Source organism: Hadarchaeum sp. (SeqCode) (genome assembly GCF_038871235.1).
GTDB lineage: Archaea > Hadarchaeota > Hadarchaeia > Hadarchaeales > Hadarchaeaceae > Hadarchaeum.
Window position 1 is genome coordinate 59,368 of record NZ_JAVZIN010000008.1, and the last position, 16,001, is coordinate 75,368.

General features: G+C 46.3%; 16 protein-coding genes. 10 read left to right on the plus strand and 6 right to left on the minus strand.

All coding sequences use genetic code 11. The features are described from left to right. Positions 1-37: 37 nt before the first annotated feature. Both QXT02_RS05050 and QXT02_RS05055 read right to left on the minus strand, forming a co-directional pair. On the minus strand, positions 38-1,384 hold the full coding sequence (locus tag QXT02_RS05050) for a glycosyltransferase family 39 protein (RefSeq protein ID WP_342812310.1): 1,347 nt from the start codon (positions 1,382-1,384) through the stop codon (positions 38-40). A gap of 9 nt (positions 1,385-1,393) precedes the next feature. Then, the gene (locus QXT02_RS05055; protein ID WP_342812311.1) at positions 1,394-2,449 is read right to left on the minus strand and encodes a glycosyltransferase family 2 protein; all 1,056 of its coding nucleotides are present in this window, start codon (positions 2,447-2,449) and stop codon (positions 1,394-1,396) included. A gap of 17 nt (positions 2,450-2,466) precedes the next feature. On the opposite strand from QXT02_RS05055, the gene QXT02_RS05060 reads away from it, so the two are divergent. After that, positions 2,467-2,889, plus strand: coding sequence for a DUF3147 family protein (locus QXT02_RS05060; RefSeq protein ID WP_342812312.1), 423 nt, complete (start codon positions 2,467-2,469; stop codon positions 2,887-2,889). Positions 2,890-2,895: 6 nt separating this feature from the next. Here the strand turns inward: QXT02_RS05060 and minD are convergent, their stop codons facing one another. From minD to QXT02_RS05075, 3 genes are all read right to left on the minus strand, one after another. Beyond that, positions 2,896-3,720, minus strand: a complete 825-nt coding sequence (gene minD, locus QXT02_RS05065; RefSeq protein ID WP_342812314.1) for a cell division ATPase MinD — start codon at positions 3,718-3,720, stop codon at positions 2,896-2,898. Between the two features lie 78 nt (positions 3,721-3,798). Next, on the minus strand, positions 3,799-4,785 hold the full coding sequence (locus QXT02_RS05070; protein WP_342812316.1) for a tyrosine--tRNA ligase: 987 nt from the start codon (positions 4,783-4,785) through the stop codon (positions 3,799-3,801). A gap of 43 nt (positions 4,786-4,828) precedes the next feature. After that, on the minus strand, positions 4,829-5,242 hold the full coding sequence (locus QXT02_RS05075; protein ID WP_342812317.1) for an LAGLIDADG family homing endonuclease: 414 nt from the start codon (positions 5,240-5,242) through the stop codon (positions 4,829-4,831). 134 nt (positions 5,243-5,376) lie between these two features. Between QXT02_RS05075 and QXT02_RS05080 the strand changes: the two genes are divergently transcribed. From QXT02_RS05080 to QXT02_RS05105, 6 genes are all read left to right on the plus strand, one after another. Continuing rightward, a complete protein-coding gene (locus QXT02_RS05080; RefSeq protein WP_342812318.1) occupies positions 5,377-6,192 on the plus strand; it encodes a hypothetical protein in 816 nt (271 codons plus the stop codon). A 531-nt stretch (positions 6,193-6,723) separates the two neighbouring features. Then, the gene (locus QXT02_RS05085; RefSeq protein WP_342812319.1) at positions 6,724-7,332 is read left to right on the plus strand and encodes a CS domain-containing protein; all 609 of its coding nucleotides are present in this window, start codon (positions 6,724-6,726) and stop codon (positions 7,330-7,332) included. A gap of 106 nt (positions 7,333-7,438) precedes the next feature. Beyond that, entirely contained in the window at positions 7,439-7,942 is a 504-nt protein-coding gene (locus QXT02_RS05090) for an amino acid-binding protein (protein ID WP_342812320.1), read from the plus strand. After that, positions 7,942-8,955 carry a homoserine dehydrogenase gene (locus tag QXT02_RS05095; protein WP_342812321.1) on the plus strand — a complete coding sequence of 338 codons (1,014 nt, stop codon included), beginning with the start codon at positions 7,942-7,944 and terminating at the stop codon, positions 8,953-8,955. The genes QXT02_RS05090 and QXT02_RS05095 overlap by 1 nt, the downstream gene beginning before the upstream one ends. A gap of 2 nt (positions 8,956-8,957) precedes the next feature. Then, the gene (gene thrC / locus QXT02_RS05100; protein ID WP_342812322.1) at positions 8,958-10,133 is read left to right on the plus strand and encodes a threonine synthase; all 1,176 of its coding nucleotides are present in this window, start codon (positions 8,958-8,960) and stop codon (positions 10,131-10,133) included. Positions 10,134-10,149: 16 nt separating this feature from the next. Next, positions 10,150-11,343: a Glu/Leu/Phe/Val dehydrogenase gene (locus tag QXT02_RS05105; protein WP_342812323.1), complete on the plus strand. Its 1,194-nt coding sequence runs from the start codon at positions 10,150-10,152 to the stop codon at positions 11,341-11,343. Between the two features lie 13 nt (positions 11,344-11,356). Here QXT02_RS05105 and QXT02_RS05110 read toward each other — a convergent pair whose 3' ends face one another. Next, complete coding sequence (locus tag QXT02_RS05110; RefSeq protein WP_342812325.1) at positions 11,357-12,589, minus strand: amidohydrolase family protein; 1,233 nt, start codon at positions 12,587-12,589, stop codon at positions 11,357-11,359. Positions 12,590-12,659: 70 nt separating this feature from the next. On the opposite strand from QXT02_RS05110, the gene QXT02_RS05115 reads away from it, so the two are divergent. Genes QXT02_RS05115 through QXT02_RS05125 form a run of 3 tightly spaced genes read left to right on the plus strand, consistent with a single transcriptional unit; the run spans position 12,660 to position 15,852 of the window. Further along, positions 12,660-13,541 (plus strand): xanthine dehydrogenase family protein subunit M, encoded by an 882-nt coding sequence (locus tag QXT02_RS05115; protein ID WP_342812326.1) that lies wholly within the window; start codon positions 12,660-12,662, stop codon positions 13,539-13,541. A gap of 1 nt (position 13,542) precedes the next feature. Continuing rightward, positions 13,543-14,028: a (2Fe-2S)-binding protein gene (locus tag QXT02_RS05120; RefSeq protein WP_342812327.1), complete on the plus strand. Its 486-nt coding sequence runs from the start codon at positions 13,543-13,545 to the stop codon at positions 14,026-14,028. Positions 14,029-14,088: 60 nt separating this feature from the next. Further along, positions 14,089-15,852, plus strand: a complete 1,764-nt coding sequence (locus QXT02_RS05125) for an aldehyde ferredoxin oxidoreductase family protein (protein ID WP_342812328.1) — start codon at positions 14,089-14,091, stop codon at positions 15,850-15,852. Positions 15,853-16,001 lie beyond the last annotated feature (149 nt).

Sequence of the window (16,001 nt, forward strand, 5' to 3'; positions counted from 1 at the left end):
AGGCTTAACTTTCGCATAAAGTCGAAAACAATAAAAACTATTTGGAGCAGCTCTCTAGGAAGGTCAAAAGATAAAACAAGAAAACGGTCGCTAACGCATAAGCCATCACGGAAAGAGTCACAACGTAAAAGCTGTACATAGTTCTGTTTCCAAGCAGATAAACTGCAACATAACCAAGAAAAGTGAGTAGGAACCACAAGGCGGGAATTATGGAATCGCGGTTCAACTTGTAAGCAATATACGGTGTGAGGAATAATGAAACTATGGCTAAAAGGTAAACCGCTGGGTTGACGGAAGCGGCTACATCTGGGTTAAGATTTAATGTAAACGGACTTTGGTTTACAAACCAACCCCAAGGATCAGAAACTGCCGGTCCGGGTGGTCTTGACGTCAAAAACCAGTGCAGTCCGATCTGTATTTCTCGAATCCATCCCTGAACGCCCCATTTGATTACTAAGGGTATGTTGAAACCAAACCAAATTAAAAGGGGCACTACGAAAGGATATAAGATCGTTTTTTTAACGCTGGATTTCCGGAGAACCATTAACAAAAAAAGTGCTGCAACTGAAAATAATCCGGTGAACTTTGAAGTTGAAGCTAGCCCGATGAAAACCGCAGATAAAAGGTAACCTCTTCGCAACGCAAACCACAGCGAAAGGGAGAGGAAAAATGCCACGTAGATGTCAAGCATAGCCACAGAGGACATTGCCCTCAAAATGGGATCGGTTAGGGCCAGCGGAAAAACTAGCAGCGCGGCTACTCCATTGCCCAACAATCTGGCGGTGAAAAAATAAGTCACGAGAAGTGCCAGCGCTCCGGCAACTATCCCTGGAATTCTCCACGCCATTGGTTGGTCACCTAGCAAAAGCATTGAAATTCCGATTAAGTATTTCACCAGCGGCGGGTGCTCGGCATTCATATAAGTGTCGGCACCAGAAACATCTGGATACCAATATCCGCTTTGAATTAATTTGACTTGTGGAAAAGCTTCAAAAATTATGTTACGATCAAGTTCCTCGGCAGTAGCTACTGAAATCGCAGGTACCTTTTCATAATCTTTAGTCACGACACCGTTGAACCTAGTCCTGATAAAATCTCTGAACCTTTCATTGTCCTCCTTCAAGGCTGAAAACGACTTAAAAAAAACCGTGTAATTATATCTACCCATGGGATCAACATAACCTGGCTGAACACCGAAAATTTCTCTTAAGATGTTTCTGGAAGAGATGACATACCAAGTCTCATCTGCAACATACCCGGAAGTGCCCTCCATCCTTGCAGCTAGATCAAAGCTAAAACAGGCAAAAACTACGACTAAAAAAATGGCAACTATCACGCAGATAGCGTGTCTTTCATCCACTTGGTCTATTTTTACCAACCGCACCGTTTCACCTCAAACCCATCTCCAAACAAAAGTTTCACTCAAGAGGTAGTTGAAAATGAAACCGAGCAGGATGCCGATGGTGTTCGCCACCAAAATATGCAGACCGGCGGCTAACAATAATAGAAAAACCACATAATTGACAACTGCGCCCACCAACACGGACCCATGATATTTCAACAGCCGATAAATAATCCCTCCCGATTTTCTGCCCCTAAATGTCCAGAAGTTATTCAAGGTAAAGTTGCTGAGGATAGATGACTCAATCGAAAATATTTCGGCGAAAAACGGCGACATGAACGCCGAAGTGACCAGCAACCAGAGTATTCCGTTATTAACAACTATTCCTGAAACACCAACGGCCATGAATTTTAATATCCTATAATCCGACAGCCGGAGCAACTGTCTCACATAGCTAAATATTTGCTTTGTACCCAATTTGCTCTTACCCGCTGCCCGAGTCCGAAAGGTGTACGGAACTTCGACAACCTTACAATACTTCCCCTTCACTAGAATTTCAATGAGCATCTTGAACTCCTTAACATCAATCACGGCCCCTTCAATAACGTTCTTTTTGAAGAGAAAATAGCCGGAAAGGGTGTCCTTAACATTTTTTGTTTGAGGCAGAAAAAGATGAGACAACCAAAGCGCCCCCCTTGAAATTATTTTTCTTAACAGCGGCCAACCTTCAATGTTACCGCCACTAACGTATCGAGAGGCCACAACTATATCGGCACCCTCTTCGGCTCGCTTCAACATTGTTTTCAAAACCTCCGGAGGATGCTGCAAATCCGCGTCAATGACACCGATAATTTCCCCGTGTGAGACGGCCACCCCATCGAGTATGGCTGTCCCAAGTCCCAGCTTCCCCGGTCTATGAACCACTGCCACATTTTTGTTCTTTGAAGCTAACTCGTCCGCAAGTTTCCCCGTGCCATCTGGGCTGTTATCATCAACAATGATTAACTCAAAATCAACGCCTTTGAGGGTGTTAAAAATACCATCGACCAGTCTTTCTAAATTTTCTGCCTCGTTATAAGTTGGAACTATAATGGAAAGTTTGACCACAATACTGATGGCGCCGGATGAAGATAAAAAAGCTGGTCAAGGTATCATCAAGAAGAAGCTTAAAATTAAACATCGAAAATTATTGGGAGGTTTTGAAAATGAAGCTCAACATGAGGTACGTGCTGTTTGACTTCGTAGTCGGTGGGATCTTGGTAGCTGGTGCCTTGCTTGTAGCTTCTATCTTGGGGCCAACGGCTGGTGGTATCCTCGCAGGAGCCCCCATCCGGACGGCTGCGGTAATCTTCTTAGAGTATTTGCATCGGGGGCTTGATTCTGCTGCCGAGTTGACGCGGGGTGTGGTTCTGGCTATGATATCGAACGTTTTCTTTGCCATTTCGCTTTACCTCACCCTACCGCGGTTTGGTATCGCCGTCGGGTTCCTCGCCGCTACAATGGTCTTTGTTACAGCCGTGCTTCTTCTCACAAGCCTAGCACCTTAAAACTCGTCAGATATTGCGACCAGTTAACGCCCGGACCAACCTAGCGGTGGTCTCGGCAACCGCGCGTTCCTCATATGGGACGTATGGTAGGTTGGCTTCCCCCGCCACCAGCTTGGCCAAATTTCCTATTGCCACCGAAGCTTCACAATCGGGCTCGTAAACCACGACAGGTACTCCCGCAAGCTCTGCCTCCTGAACCTTAGGATCTTCAGGTATCTCAGATAAAATGGGCAAAGCACCAAGTGCGCGGCACAAGAAACTTTCCACCTCATCTGGAGTAAGGTCGGCGGCCTTCCCCGTCCGATTAACCACTATACCGCGAGTCCAAGATCCTAAAATGTTGGCAAGCCTAACTATCTTGTAAGCATCGACCAAACTGGTGTAGGTGGGATTACAGACGGGTATCATCTCCCTTGCGGCCGCGATTGAAATAATCGTGGCGTCCTGAATTCCTGCCGCTCCGTCAATGAGGAGAAACTCGGTCTGTTTTAACAGCTCTCTTATGACTTCCTCCACCCGCTCACGCTTAACCTTAGTGAGAACCTCATGGGCATCCTCGAAACGGAAACCCATCGGCACTACTTTTATCCCATAATTTCTGTAAATCACATCCTTAACCTCAGCTTCACCCGTTAAGGCGTCCAAAAACGAAAGCTCGCATTTGTGCATACCCAACACTATCGCTAAATTGGCCATGCCGAGATCTCCGTCCAAAATGGTCGTGTCCTTGCCAAGAGCTCCCAGCGCAATTCCGAGGTTGGCTGTCAGCGTCGTCTTTCCGGTCCCTCCCTTACCAGAAGTGATTGATATCGACCGCGGCCTAAACCGCAAACTCCTGCCCCCGGCATTTAATTATGGGTTCTTTACTTAAAAAGAGAAATTTTTGCCGTTGGAGGCTATATGGTGGGATCAATCGGGCAATTCAAGTTTTGCCCCCGGGTTCTTTGCAAAGTAATCCCTGACCGGAGCCAAAATTTTCACGATGGCCTCAGCCAAAGCTGTTTTAAGGTCCGCCGGATGGAGCTTGCCAGAGGCATAGATCTTCCGAAGCTCGGTTGCATTTTCTATCTCAATTGGACCACCATACTTCTCCGGCCTGTCGATGCTGAGTTTTCCCAAAGCCGGCAGAACAAAATACTCGGCGTACTCAATTACTGGATTGTCCTTCACCGTCTTCGGCGGGCAGAAAGCCTTCGCCACCTTCTGTTTTATGACGGCGGGATCGTCATCGACCGCGATAAAATTACCCCTGCTCGACGACATTTTTACCTCCCCGTCCAGACCGTGAAGTAGCGGGAGATGAAGGCATACTGGTTTTTTATAACCTAGTTCAGGGAGTCTTTCTCGGGCTACCATGTGTACCTTGCGCTGATCTATTCCTCCAACCGCTATGTCAGCGTCTAAATGGGCTATGTCTACTGACTGCATAAGGGGGTAGATTGTCTGTGCAACGTCGGGGGCTTTGGTCTGCCGGGCTATTTCCGCCATGGCTCGGCGCGCTCTAAGAATGGTCGTGTTGGTGGCCATCCTGAGCACATCCAATACATATTCTGGTTTTAGTTGAAAGCTTGAGCCAAAAACGAATTTTGTTTGCTTCGGATCCAGACCAAGTGCAATAAAACAGTGCTTGTTATATTCGGCCACCCTTTGGATCTCCTCTAAAGTGCCCTTGTGGTTCAAAAACGCGTGTAAATCGGCTAATAGCACCGTGACTTGGCCTCCAGCTCTTTGGATATCAATGAGCTTTGAAACGGTTAGCGCATGCCCGAAGTGAATCTTGCCTGAGGGCTCGTAACCGCAGTAGGCGGAAAACCTTCCGCTGGCAAGAAGCTGACGCAACTCATCAACCGTGACCGCTTCCTCTACACCACGCATGATGATATCAAAGGGATCCATCTGTTTCCCCTACGAAATGGGCGCGACAACATCAAAAAGCTTATTAGCCGCCCAAATCTTCAGAACCAGCTTCCACCCCTTCTCCCCGCGCCCTTAATTTCCACTCCAAAACCAGCTGCCGCCATCTCTCAAATTGCTGAACACGGAGAGTGGACTTCAACCGCCCCTCCAGAAATTTTGCTAGACCCAAGCATTCGTCCTTGCGTCGGACGCTCAGGTGAAAAATTGTTCCGTGTCGGCCTATTTTTCCTGCCTTTAAAATCCACTTTACTATTTCCAGTGCAGAACGGTCCCGACTGACCAGATAAAATGCTGGATTGCGATATCGGTAATTTTTAAGCCCAGATTTCGTTTTTCGCCTTATTTTTATCGTATTTGTTGTAAATACTCCTTCACTTTCGATAAAACCGACAACCCAACCTTTATCAAACTCTTTTATGGGATTATTTATTTTCATAATGTAACATAACTTTGTCATTTTTATTAAATTTTATTTTCCAGCGGAAACGAAGGGGTTGGAATACTTTCGGCGACCCCTCTCTCGAAAACCCGCTTAAAACCAGAATTGCAAACAGCCAACCGGGGAAGCCGATGTATTATCAACGCCTTGACGTGAGGCGCGCCATCTTGAATTTCGCGAATGCTAGCGGAAGCGCCGGCGTCCGCGAGTGCGCTATCTACAACGCAAAGACAAGAAGCCTTCAACGATATCTTGAGACGGATCAGCGAAAGCCGATTTATTTGGAGGAACCATCCGACATTGATCGGGTTCTTGCAAGAGGAGCGTCAGCGTTCTACGCATCTTACTGGCGGTATTATCTCGATGACTTTAACAATCCCGTCGGCACCGACTTGGTTTGGACGACGCGCTCTGAAAGTGGTTTGAAGTTTGCTAAAGAGGTTACTTCTTGGATGTTGGAGGCCCTAGAGGAAATAGGAGCACCAGAACCATGGGTTAAATATTCTGGGGGGCTAGGGTTCGATTTAATCATACCTCTTGAAGCGGTTCCTTTCGAAGCACGGATCGGCGATGTGGGCGTTCTTCACGAAATGCAGGGGAGCCTGACGAATTATATTGTGAGCTATTTAGCTGACCATAAGGCGGATGTCTCCGTCGAGGGCGTTATTTCCCCAGTAAGGCTCAAAAGAGGAAAAGAAACCTGCCTCCTCTCCGAGCTTCGGGTCAAGCGAGGCCTTTTGTTAGCGCCGATGAGCTTGAATCCGGAGACAGGTCTAGTTTCAGTGCCAGTTCATCCGAAGCGGCTTGAAGATTTTTCTGTCCTACAGGCCAGTCCGGAAGATGCGCGCGGCTTTTTATGGGCACTGCCAAAAGAGTCCTATGAATTTCTCAGACAAATACGGTCTTGGTTACCCGAGGCAAAAGCAGCAGAAATTTCGGCCCTCTGATGCTTCAAAAGTCGGTCGAGATGCATGTTCGTGGCGCAAAAGGATCGACAGCAGCTTACCTCCAGCTTGTGGAACGCCTCATAAAACTGAGTTGTTTCAGTCGTTTCTGATTTTACATCCAGTCCACTTTTTATAGCCAGTTAAAAGGAAGATTTTGGTCGTGCCCCCAATATTCTAATTGATTGATGTGAGCCATTTTAAACAAGAAAAAAATTGTTTTATTTCATCCAATAGTCAATCACACATGGTTCAAAAATTTTCTGAGAAATGTTTAAATAACGGGCTTTAATTAATTTTATCGACCGAATTAGTTTGGAGGAATGCTGTTTGCCAAAGTGTTGTAAAAACTGCTACCTCTATGACGATTGTGAAAACAGAAACGAATGTTGCGAGGAATGTGATTTTTACTCTGACGGCGAGTGCACGTTGGCGGAAGACGAGTGGCAAGAGGACATCTAAAGTTCGATTTCTTTTTGTTCTTCTTTTCAAAGATTATAAGGTCCAGAAATAATCTTATACTGGGTGCGGAAAATGTCGGATCCATTCGACGATTTTTTCAGGCGGATGATGAAGCGATTTTTTAAAGACTTTGAGGAAATAGAGCGTGAGCTTCGTTCAACGGAAGTTATTAAAAAACCTTCCGAATGGATTGTTAAAGCTCCTGGCGGTTATGTTAGAGGTGGCGGTTTTAGCATTTCAATAAGCAGCAACGGGCGAGGGCCACCTAAGATAGAGGTGAGGCGCTTTGGTCCTTCAGGGAAGTGGGAAAAGGTACCTTTTGTGGGGGAGAAAGTGACCCCAGTTACAGGGAAGCTTGAAAGACCTCACCTGCGTGCGGAAGCGAAGGAGCCAGCTGTGCGGTTGAAAGAAAGGGTGATACCTGAATACAATGTTTCGGTTGATTTTAACGAGGTCACGATAACCATCTGTGCCGAAGGAGTGGAGAGTGAAGACGATGTTAAGCTAAAGTTTTATCCGGAATCAGTTGAGATCTATGCTCTAGCTCCAAAACTCAGTCGGGAGTATTTCTGCACCGTGGCCTTGCCGGCTTCAACTGAAAGACAATCTTCAAAGGTGAAAGTTGAGAAGGGCAAGGTTATAATTAGTATCCCGCGAAGGATCCAGGTGTTTAAGGAATAGGAATGGGTTGTTAATGATTTCGAGGTCTGAAGTTTAGTAGTTTTGGCAAACGTTTCGAAACACTTATCATATCTGTGAATGATGGGTTAAGAAAGGGTTGATGAAAATGCTCGTGAAAATGGTGATGGAACTTGAGGATGTTCCTGGACAGCTACTAAAAGGTCTGGAGCCGATAGCCCGTTTCGGCGGAAATATCAAGAGTATCATGCACCAGAGAGAGCGCAAGACTCCGTTGGGACGTTTACCAGTCATGTTGATTTTTGATGTCAGGGATCAAGCAACGCTTAAAAGAATTTTGGCAGCGCTAAAACAAGTAGGCGTGCGAGTTACACAGGTTGGTGAGCGTGAAGGGGAAATAGTGACCACAGTTCTTTTAATTGGCCACATTGTTCACACTGATATCAGGCAGACGATAGATCAACTGAATGCCATTAAAGGCGTAACTGTTTCCGAACTCAATCTGGCCGTTGGCAGTTTAGGGCGCGAGTCTTCGGCCCGCATGGTCATAGCTGCTGACAATAAGGAGAGATCTATGCTAGCCATTTCTAAATTGCGCGACATAGCAGAAAAGAAAAAGTTACTTTTAGTGACGTCAATCGAGGCGATTTAATGAGAATAATTATCATCGGGTTCGGAAATTTGGGCAAGGGCATCTGTAAGGCGTTTGTAGAAAAATCAGATTTTCTTAGAAGGATGCATGGGTTGGTGCCCAAGGTTGTAGCAGTGGTCGATGAGTTTGGCGCAGTAGTGGATGAAAAGGGCTTGGATTTGCCGCAGCTTTTGAAAACCGCTGAGAGTAGTAAGACCGTTGCGAAATGCCCCGGGGGAAAGCGTGGTAAGCTGGCACTTGATGTGATTGATGAGGTTAGCGCCGACATAGTTTTTGAGCTCACGCCGACGAACATTCAAAATGGTGAGCCCGGGTTAACCCACATAAAGCGCGCCATGCAGGCCGGAAAACACGTTATAACTTCAAATAAGGGGCCGCTGGTGGTTGCTTTTAAAGAGCTGGACTCGCTGGCTAGAAAAAAGGGCGTGGAGTTCAGGTATTCCGCTTCTGTCGGCGGCGCGGTTCCAGTTATAGGTTTGGCCAAAAAGCTCCTAAGCGGTAATGAAATTTCAGAGATATGTGGTGTGCTCAATGGAACCACCAATTATATATTGACTCGCATGAGCGCTGAAGGCGTGCCACAAGAGATAATAATCCGAGAAGCTCAGGAACTCGGTCTGGCCGAGAAGGACCCATCCTTGGATATAGATGGGATTGATACGGCGTGCAAGATAACAATTCTGGCCAATGCGGTTTTGGGAATGAATGCCAAGCTTTCTGACGTTAAAGTGGTCGGCATCAGAAGGATCACACCGGATGCCACGAGGCTGGCACAAGAGGCGGGACAAATGATAAAACTGGTTGGAACAGCGAGGCGGGATTTACTTGAGGTCGGCCCCAAGATGGTACCGCTAGGACATCCTCTTGCCGTTGGCGGAACATTAAATGCTGTAACCTTTAAGTTGGACTTGGCGAGAGAGATATCGATCACTGGTTTCGGGGCAGGGCCAAGGGAGACCTCAAGTTCTCTATTAGGGGATCTCATAGACATCCATCGCACGCTTGGTGGTTAATCTTGTGGCTGGAATGTATAGAATGCCGTCACAAGTTTGATATAGGTTCGAGGTTCTACACATGCCAGAGATGCGGAGGACTTTTAGAAGTTGAACTTGATCTTACTTTGATAAAGAAAAAACTGAAAAAAAATAACCTCGATTTGAAACCACCAAGTGTTTGGAAATACCGGGACTTTTTTCCAGTCATTGACGAGTCCAAGATAGTTAGTTTGAATGAAGGTGGAACGCCGCTTATTCGGTGTGATCGCTTGAGTAAAGAGATCGGTGTTGATGAGCTTTACGTGAAGTTCGAGGGCGCAAATCCCACTGGCTCCTTTAAGGATAGGGGCATGACCGTCGGTGTAACCAAGGCGCTTGAGTTTGGGGTAAAGACAGTCGCTTGTGCTTCAACAGGAAACACTTCAGCCTCGCTTGCAGCATATGCGGCCAAGGCAGGACTGCGCTGCGTGGTTATTCTGCCAAAGGGTAAAGTGGCTTTAGGCAAGTTGGCGCAGGCTTTGATTTACGGTGCCAAGGTTGTGGCCATAAAAGGTAACTTTGACGAGGCGCTCGCAATGGTGAGAAGGTTGTGCGAACAGGATGAAAGTGTCTACCTGTTGAATTCTCTGAACCCTTTTCGGTTACAAGGACAGAAATCTATTAGTTATGAGATAGCGGATCAGCTGGGGTGGAAAATACCTGATAAAGTGTTGGTTCCAATGGGAAATTGCGCCAATATCTGGGCGATTTATAAGGGTTTCTTTGAATTTGACGCTGTGGGCATCACTCGAGGAATACCGAAGATGATTGGGATCCAAGCGAACGGTGCAAAACCGATAGTCGAGGCTATAAAGCGTGGGCAGGAAACTTTTGAGCCAGTTGAAAGACCTGAGACCATAGCTACTGCTATAAGGATAGGCAATCCGGTTAACGGTCCTAAAGCTATCAGAGCAATCAGAAATTCCGGCGGTACAGCTGAGTCGGTTTCCGACGGTGAAATTATCAGAGCTCAGAAGGCTCTTGCCAAGTTGGAGGGAATCGGAGTTGAGCCAGCCAGCGCCTCCACAATTGCCGGACTTAAAAAACTGGTGCGACAAAAAGAGATAAAAAAAGACGATGTCGTGGTTTGTGTGGCGACCGGACACCTGCTGAAGGATCCTGAGGAAGCTATAAAAGTAGTCGGGTTCTCAAAATAAGCAGGAGGTTTTCATAATGCTTCTTGATGAAGAGATAGTTAAGCTAGTGGGGATGCCTGAGAGGGCTTACAAACTATTGAGCGAGCCGGATCGAATCATTAGATGTAGAATAAGAAGACACATTCCTGGGGTAAATAGTTTCATCTATGTTTATTTGGTATATCACAGCGCCGCCCGCGGCCCACCAGGTAAAGGCGGCGTAAGAATGTCAAGCGATGTTACTCTTGAAGAGGTCGCACAACTGGCGGAGATAATGACCTACAAAAATGCGTTGATGGATTTGCCTTTTGGTGGCGCGAAGTCAGGCATAGTTGCTGATAGCAATCTTCCTCCAGATGTGAAACATCTCATCATGACTGCATATGCGCATGAGTTAAAAAATGAACTATTATCTGGGCATTACGTCCCTGCTCCAGATATAGGAACTGGCCCGAGCGAAATGGCTGCAATATTTGGTGAGACACATCTAAGAGAATCGGTGACTGGAAAGCCCATTGGAATTGGAGGTCTTCCGGGAAGAAGAGAGGCTACCGGTTATGGAGTTTCTGTAATCTCGGAGAGATCAGTTCAGGAGTTCTTGGAGAAAGATATATCGGATGCCACGGTCGCGGTTCAAGGTTTTGGAAATGTTGGTTCTTGGACCTGCGAGTTTTTGTCGAAAATGGGGGCCAAGATAGTTGCTGTTTCTGATGTGCGTGGTGGTTCTTTCTGCAAGGACGGTATCAATATAGAGGAGCTTAAAAATTATTTCCAGAAAGCTGGCACGGTTTGTGGTTTTGGTGGCAGCCAAATAACTAATCAAGAGTTACTCGAGCTGGATGTTGATCTTCTCATTCCCGCAGCCGTTGGTGGAGTCATACATGCGGGAAATGCAGCTAAAATTAGAGCGGATTTAATAGTTGAAGGTGCAAACGCCCCGGTCACTAAGGAGGCGGATGAGGTGTTGTTGAAGAATAAAAAAATAGTGGTCCCTGATTTTTTGGCCAACGCTGGCGGCGTGGTGGCCAGTTATATTGAATGGCGTGAGGGCAAGTCTGGAGCTAAGACTAAAAAAGAAGAAACTTATGCGGTAATAAAAGAGACGCTTATGGAGGCGTTTGAGGAAACGCTACAGTTTTCAGTGAGTAAAGATATAAGTTTGAGAAAATCCGCTTTGGCGCTGGCTGCTTCCAGAATTGTTGATACAATGTATGCAAGGGGCTGGCTCTGAACTCTATTTTTTTTCAAAGCGGTGACTTTACGTTTTCACCATTTTTTACTACAATTTTACCCCTTTTGATCACAAAACATCTCCTCGGTTGAAAAACGATTGCTTCCCAAGGTGTTTCAGCCTCAAGTATTACCAAGTCAGCTCTACCACTTTCTTTTATTCCATAATTTTTTATTATTCCGGTGGTCTCAGCCGCCACTGTAGTCCCCATCTCTAAAAGTGTCGAAAAAGCACGTTTGCCTTCTAGCCTTTGGTGGTAAGCTAGAAAAAGTGCCGCTAGCAACATATCACCGTTGCCAAGCGGATTGTAAGCGTCGTTGAAGTTGTCAGTGGCATAGGTCACATTCACTCCAGAGTCGAGCAAATCTTTTACTCGCGTAATCCCATTTGGCTTTCCATCCCGGCCAAGAATGTATATGTTAGTAAATGGGTTCGCGATTATGCTCATCTCAGCTTCCCGAACCTTCTCGATCACTCTCCTGGCGTTTTCCCAGCTGTAAGCTGACAGCGCGCTGCAGTGGCTTGCCACTACCATTCCCCCATATCCGTTTTCCAAAGTTTTCTCTGCGTAAAGTTCCAAAACTTTACTTTTTGGATCGTTGGTCTCGTCGACATGTAAGTCGATTTTTGCCTTATGTCGTTTTGCCACGTCGAATATAATATCCAGATATCCTTCAGGATCAGGGTCTATATTTGGCAGGCCGCCTACAACGTCGGCACCAAGTTTCATCGCTTGTTTTAGTAGAGATTCACTTTCGCTCGACCTTGTTAAAGGCTCCCGTGATGGGAAGGCGACTAGTTGCAGGTCCATCCAATCCACGCACTCATTTTTGAATTCAAGCATTGATTTTAGCTCCCTCAACCCAAATGATGCATCAACGTTAACGTGAGTTCTTACTGCTGTCGTGCTCTTTTTCAGGAGAGTTAGCGCCGCTTTTCTTGCCACTTCTTTCACACCTTCAGAGTCTATCGATTGTCTTTCTTTTCTGATGATTTTTTCCGATTCTTCATGGGTCCGCGAGATCCATTTTGCGTCGCCGCCTAGACAGGCATGATCCAGATGCATATGCGAGTCAATAAAGCCCGGGATGGTTAACTTTCCAGCAACATCCAGTTTTAATTTTGCAGGCAAGTTTATCTCTTCACCGACCACAATTATTTTTTCGTCTTTGATGGCAATGTCGGTAACTTTTTCCCTATTGATCAACCTAGCGTTTTTAATTAGAAGATCTACTTCCTCTTTCATTTTCTTCAGGTTACTCTTATGGTCAAGCTATTAATTTCTTTTTAGAAAGATTTTTTAACTCTGGGGAAAAATGCTCACCGATAAAATGCCTTTCAGGCCTAGAGATTATTTTAGAGTGGCAACGGTCAGCGAAGCGGTTGGCCTGCTCAATAAATACGGGAGAAAAGCGGCGGTTCTGGCCGGAGGCACCGACCTGCTTGTGGCAAAGCCGCCGCACATCGAATATATAATCGACATTTCCCAACTGCCGTTGAACTACGTCAAAAAGGACAGAAAAGGTATAAGAATAGGAGCGCTGGCTACTTTAAACGAGATCGCAGACTCCCCATTTCTCGAGGATGAGCCCTACGATGTAATTGCGAAGTCAACGTTGGATATGGGAACGCCGCTGACTAAAAATTATGCCACGATTGGTGGAAATCTTTGTAACGCTGCCCCCTCCGCCGATATGCCTCCGTCTTTGATCGCTTTAGAAGCTGAGGCAAGTGTAATTGGGCCTAAGGGAAAAAGAAGGATTTTGGTTGAGAATTTTTTTATGGGTCCGAAAAAGTCCGCCTTGAGAAGAGGAGAAATTCTCACAGAAATATTTGTGCCTGAAGCCCCTGCTGGGACCAAGGCAGTTTTTCTCAAGAAAGGAAGGACAAGCGAGGACATTGCTCAAGTAAATGTTGCGGTCCGGCTGACCATCGGCGATGTTGTTTGTAAAGTCGCTAGGATAGTCCTTGGAGCGGTGGCACCGATACCATTGAGGGCAAAGTTGGCAGAGGCCATGCTGGAAGGGAAAAAGCTGGGAGAAATTATTAAATTAGTCGATGCTGTAGCAAAACAAGCTGCAGAAGAGACGAAGCCGATAACTGACATCAGAGCCACGGCCGAATATCGCAAGGCCGTAGCCGAGGTGCTAACGAGAAGGGCTCTGCTCACCCTTCTGGAAAGATTTGAGGGTGGTTGAGATGGTTAGAAAAGAGCAGAGGAAAATTCTTGTCAGGTTGAATGTGAATGGTAAGAATTATGAAGTGGAGGTTAAGCCCCACTGGACGCTTCTGCAAGTAATCAGGGATAAGTTAGGTTTGACGGGGACTAAGTACGGCTGTGGGACCGGCGAGTGCGGTGCCTGTACCGTGTTGATAGATGGAAAGCCCATGACTTCATGCTTAGTGCTCGCAGCGTCAGCCGAGGGCAGGAAGATAGTCACGATCGAGGGAATCTCAAGTGACAAGCTACACCCAATTCAGGAAGCTTTCATTGAGGAGGGCGCAATCCAATGCGGATATTGCACCCCAGGCATGATTTTGACCGCTAAGGCGCTTCTTGAGAAAAACCCACATCCTACTGAGGAAGAGGTGAGGCGCGCAATTGATGGTAATCTGTGCAGATGCACTGGCTATGTGAAAATAGTGAAGGCAATACTAAAAGCTTCAAAAAGGCTAGAAAAATAAAGCTTAAGTTTTCAATTTTTGAACAACGGAAAACGATTAATATCCTTTTTTTGAATTAGGATGGGTGAAAAAATCAAGGAAAATTTTAAATTACAAAAAATTCTTCGGGTGAATTTAACAAGTGGTTCGATTAAATCTGAGCCGCTTGAAAAAAAAGCGAAGGAACTTGTTGGTGGAAAAGGTGTCGCTGTCTATTATCTGCTGAAGGAAGTGGCACCAGGTACAGATCCGCTTTCCCCGCAGAACAAACTAATTTTTAGCTGGGGTCCATTAACCGGAATAGCTCCAACGACTTCGAGATTAGTGGTCAGTACAAAGTCACCACTTACTGGGACATTTTTAGACTCTTATTCTGGTGGTATGTTTCCGGCTAAACTTAGGTTCGGTCTTCCGGAGCATGTTGGCATAATTTTTGAAGGAAAGGCCAAAGATATGTGTTATCTTTCAATCGACCACGGAAAGGCTGAATTGATAGCCGCGCCGGATTTGAAAGAAAAAAGCGTTGCTGAGCTTTACCAGAAGTTCGGCAAGGGTGTGGAGATAGCCGGAATTGGTATCGGTGGCGAGAAGATGGTGAGATACGCCACTATTTCCTCCGATTCTGGAACGCACCATGCTGGCAGGGGTGGGGCTGGCGCAGTTATGGGCTCAAAGAACCTCAAGTGCGTCGTGGTTAAAAGTGACCCGCCGGTTTTACCTAAGGAAATCAGAGATCTTTCGATCGCTTATGTGAAAAAATTGAGGGAGAATCCTGGGACCCAATGGGCGATCCAGATTGGAACTGCGGGCACGACATTTTCCTCCCAAAATGCCGGTATCTTACCCACGTTTGGTTGGAAGATGGGGAGATTCCCCGGCTATGATAACATAGGTCCGGAAAAAGTTAAGGAGAGCACCAAGGAAAGAAAAACGTGCTATAATTGTCCCCTCGCTTGCGGCTACTCACTGAGGCTGAAGGGTAAATTTGAGATTGAAACGAGAAAAGGTCCGGAATACGAAACGATTGCAATGTTGGGTCCGAACTGTGGAATCGATGATTTAAGTGCGATATCAAAGCTTGATTACCTCTGCGGGGAATACGGCATCGATACCATTGAAGTGGGAAACATCATCAGCTGGTTGATGAGGTGCAACGAGGAGGGAATTAAAATTTACGACATAAAATTCGGTGAAGTTGAAAAGTGCGTTCAAGTTGTAGAGGACATTGCTCACCGGAGAGGAAAGCTTGGGGATACTTTGGCAGATGGGTTGAAAAAGGCGGTCTCAGTTTTCGGTGGCGAAGATTTTGCCGTCGAATGCAAGGGGATGAGCTATCCAGGCTATGACCCCCGCGGCAGTGTGGCGATGGCCCTCGCCTACGCGACCAGCGACCGTGGGGCTTGTCATAAGAGATCTTGGGCTGTGGGCCCAACGACTTTCTGGGGCGACGCAGCGTTTGACTATGAAAAAGCAGCTAAGTTTGTCAAGGAGGATCACGATAAAAATTCAATATTGTGGTGTCTGGCCATATGCGACTTTTCCAGCCCAGTTTACCTTGAAGACCTTGGGTGCGAGTGGCTGAAAGCTTTGGGTTACGATTGCAGGGTGGAGCAGCTGAAGACCATTGGTAATAGGGTTTGGAACATGGCGAGGGAATTTAACGTGAGGCACGGCTTTAGCAGAAAAGATGATTATCTGCCAAAGATGATGACTAAGCCATTGGGTGGCGAGGGACCGGCTAGCGGCAAAAGCATAGACCCAGCTGGATTCAAGTTAATGCTGGAAAAGTACTATGAGTTGCAGGGATGGACTAAGGATGGAAAGCCAAAAATAAAACTAGAATGAGTGAAGTTTGGTGGTGTTTGTAATGGCGGAAAGAATTTTGATCGATAATGGAATTGTTGTCACCATGAATCCCAAGCGCGAGATCCTCAGGAACGCCTCAGTTCTGGTTGAAGGAGATAGAATCGTTGATGTTGGTGTTGCTGCCGAGG

What these genes read in the sequence shown, in the direction of transcription:
- QXT02_RS05120 (WP_342812327.1), top strand. Translation starts at nt 13,543, where the DNA reads ATGGTTAGAAAAGAGCAGAGGAAAATTCTTGTCAGGTTGAATGTGAAT.
- QXT02_RS05085 (WP_342812319.1), top strand. Translation starts at nt 6,724, where the DNA reads ATGTCGGATCCATTCGACGATTTTTTCAGGCGGATGATGAAGCGATTT.
- QXT02_RS05060 (WP_342812312.1), top strand. Translation starts at nt 2,467, where the DNA reads ATGAAGATAAAAAAGCTGGTCAAGGTATCATCAAGAAGAAGCTTAAAA.
- QXT02_RS05075 (WP_342812317.1), bottom strand. Translation starts at nt 5,242, where the DNA reads ATGAAAATAAATAATCCCATAAAAGAGTTTGATAAAGGTTGGGTTGTC.
- QXT02_RS05125 (WP_342812328.1), top strand. Translation starts at nt 14,089, where the DNA reads ATGGGTGAAAAAATCAAGGAAAATTTTAAATTACAAAAAATTCTTCGG.
- QXT02_RS05115 (WP_342812326.1), top strand. Translation starts at nt 12,660, where the DNA reads ATGCTCACCGATAAAATGCCTTTCAGGCCTAGAGATTATTTTAGAGTG.
- QXT02_RS05110 (WP_342812325.1), bottom strand. Translation starts at nt 12,589, where the DNA reads ATGAAAGAGGAAGTAGATCTTCTAATTAAAAACGCTAGGTTGATCAAT.
- QXT02_RS05070 (WP_342812316.1), bottom strand. Translation starts at nt 4,785, where the DNA reads ATGGATCCCTTTGATATCATCATGCGTGGTGTAGAGGAAGCGGTCACG.
- QXT02_RS05105 (WP_342812323.1), top strand. Translation starts at nt 10,150, where the DNA reads ATGCTTCTTGATGAAGAGATAGTTAAGCTAGTGGGGATGCCTGAGAGG.
- QXT02_RS05095 (WP_342812321.1), top strand. Translation starts at nt 7,942, where the DNA reads ATGAGAATAATTATCATCGGGTTCGGAAATTTGGGCAAGGGCATCTGT.
- QXT02_RS05090 (WP_342812320.1), top strand. Translation starts at nt 7,439, where the DNA reads ATGCTCGTGAAAATGGTGATGGAACTTGAGGATGTTCCTGGACAGCTA.
- QXT02_RS05080 (WP_342812318.1), top strand. Translation starts at nt 5,377, where the DNA reads ATGTATTATCAACGCCTTGACGTGAGGCGCGCCATCTTGAATTTCGCG.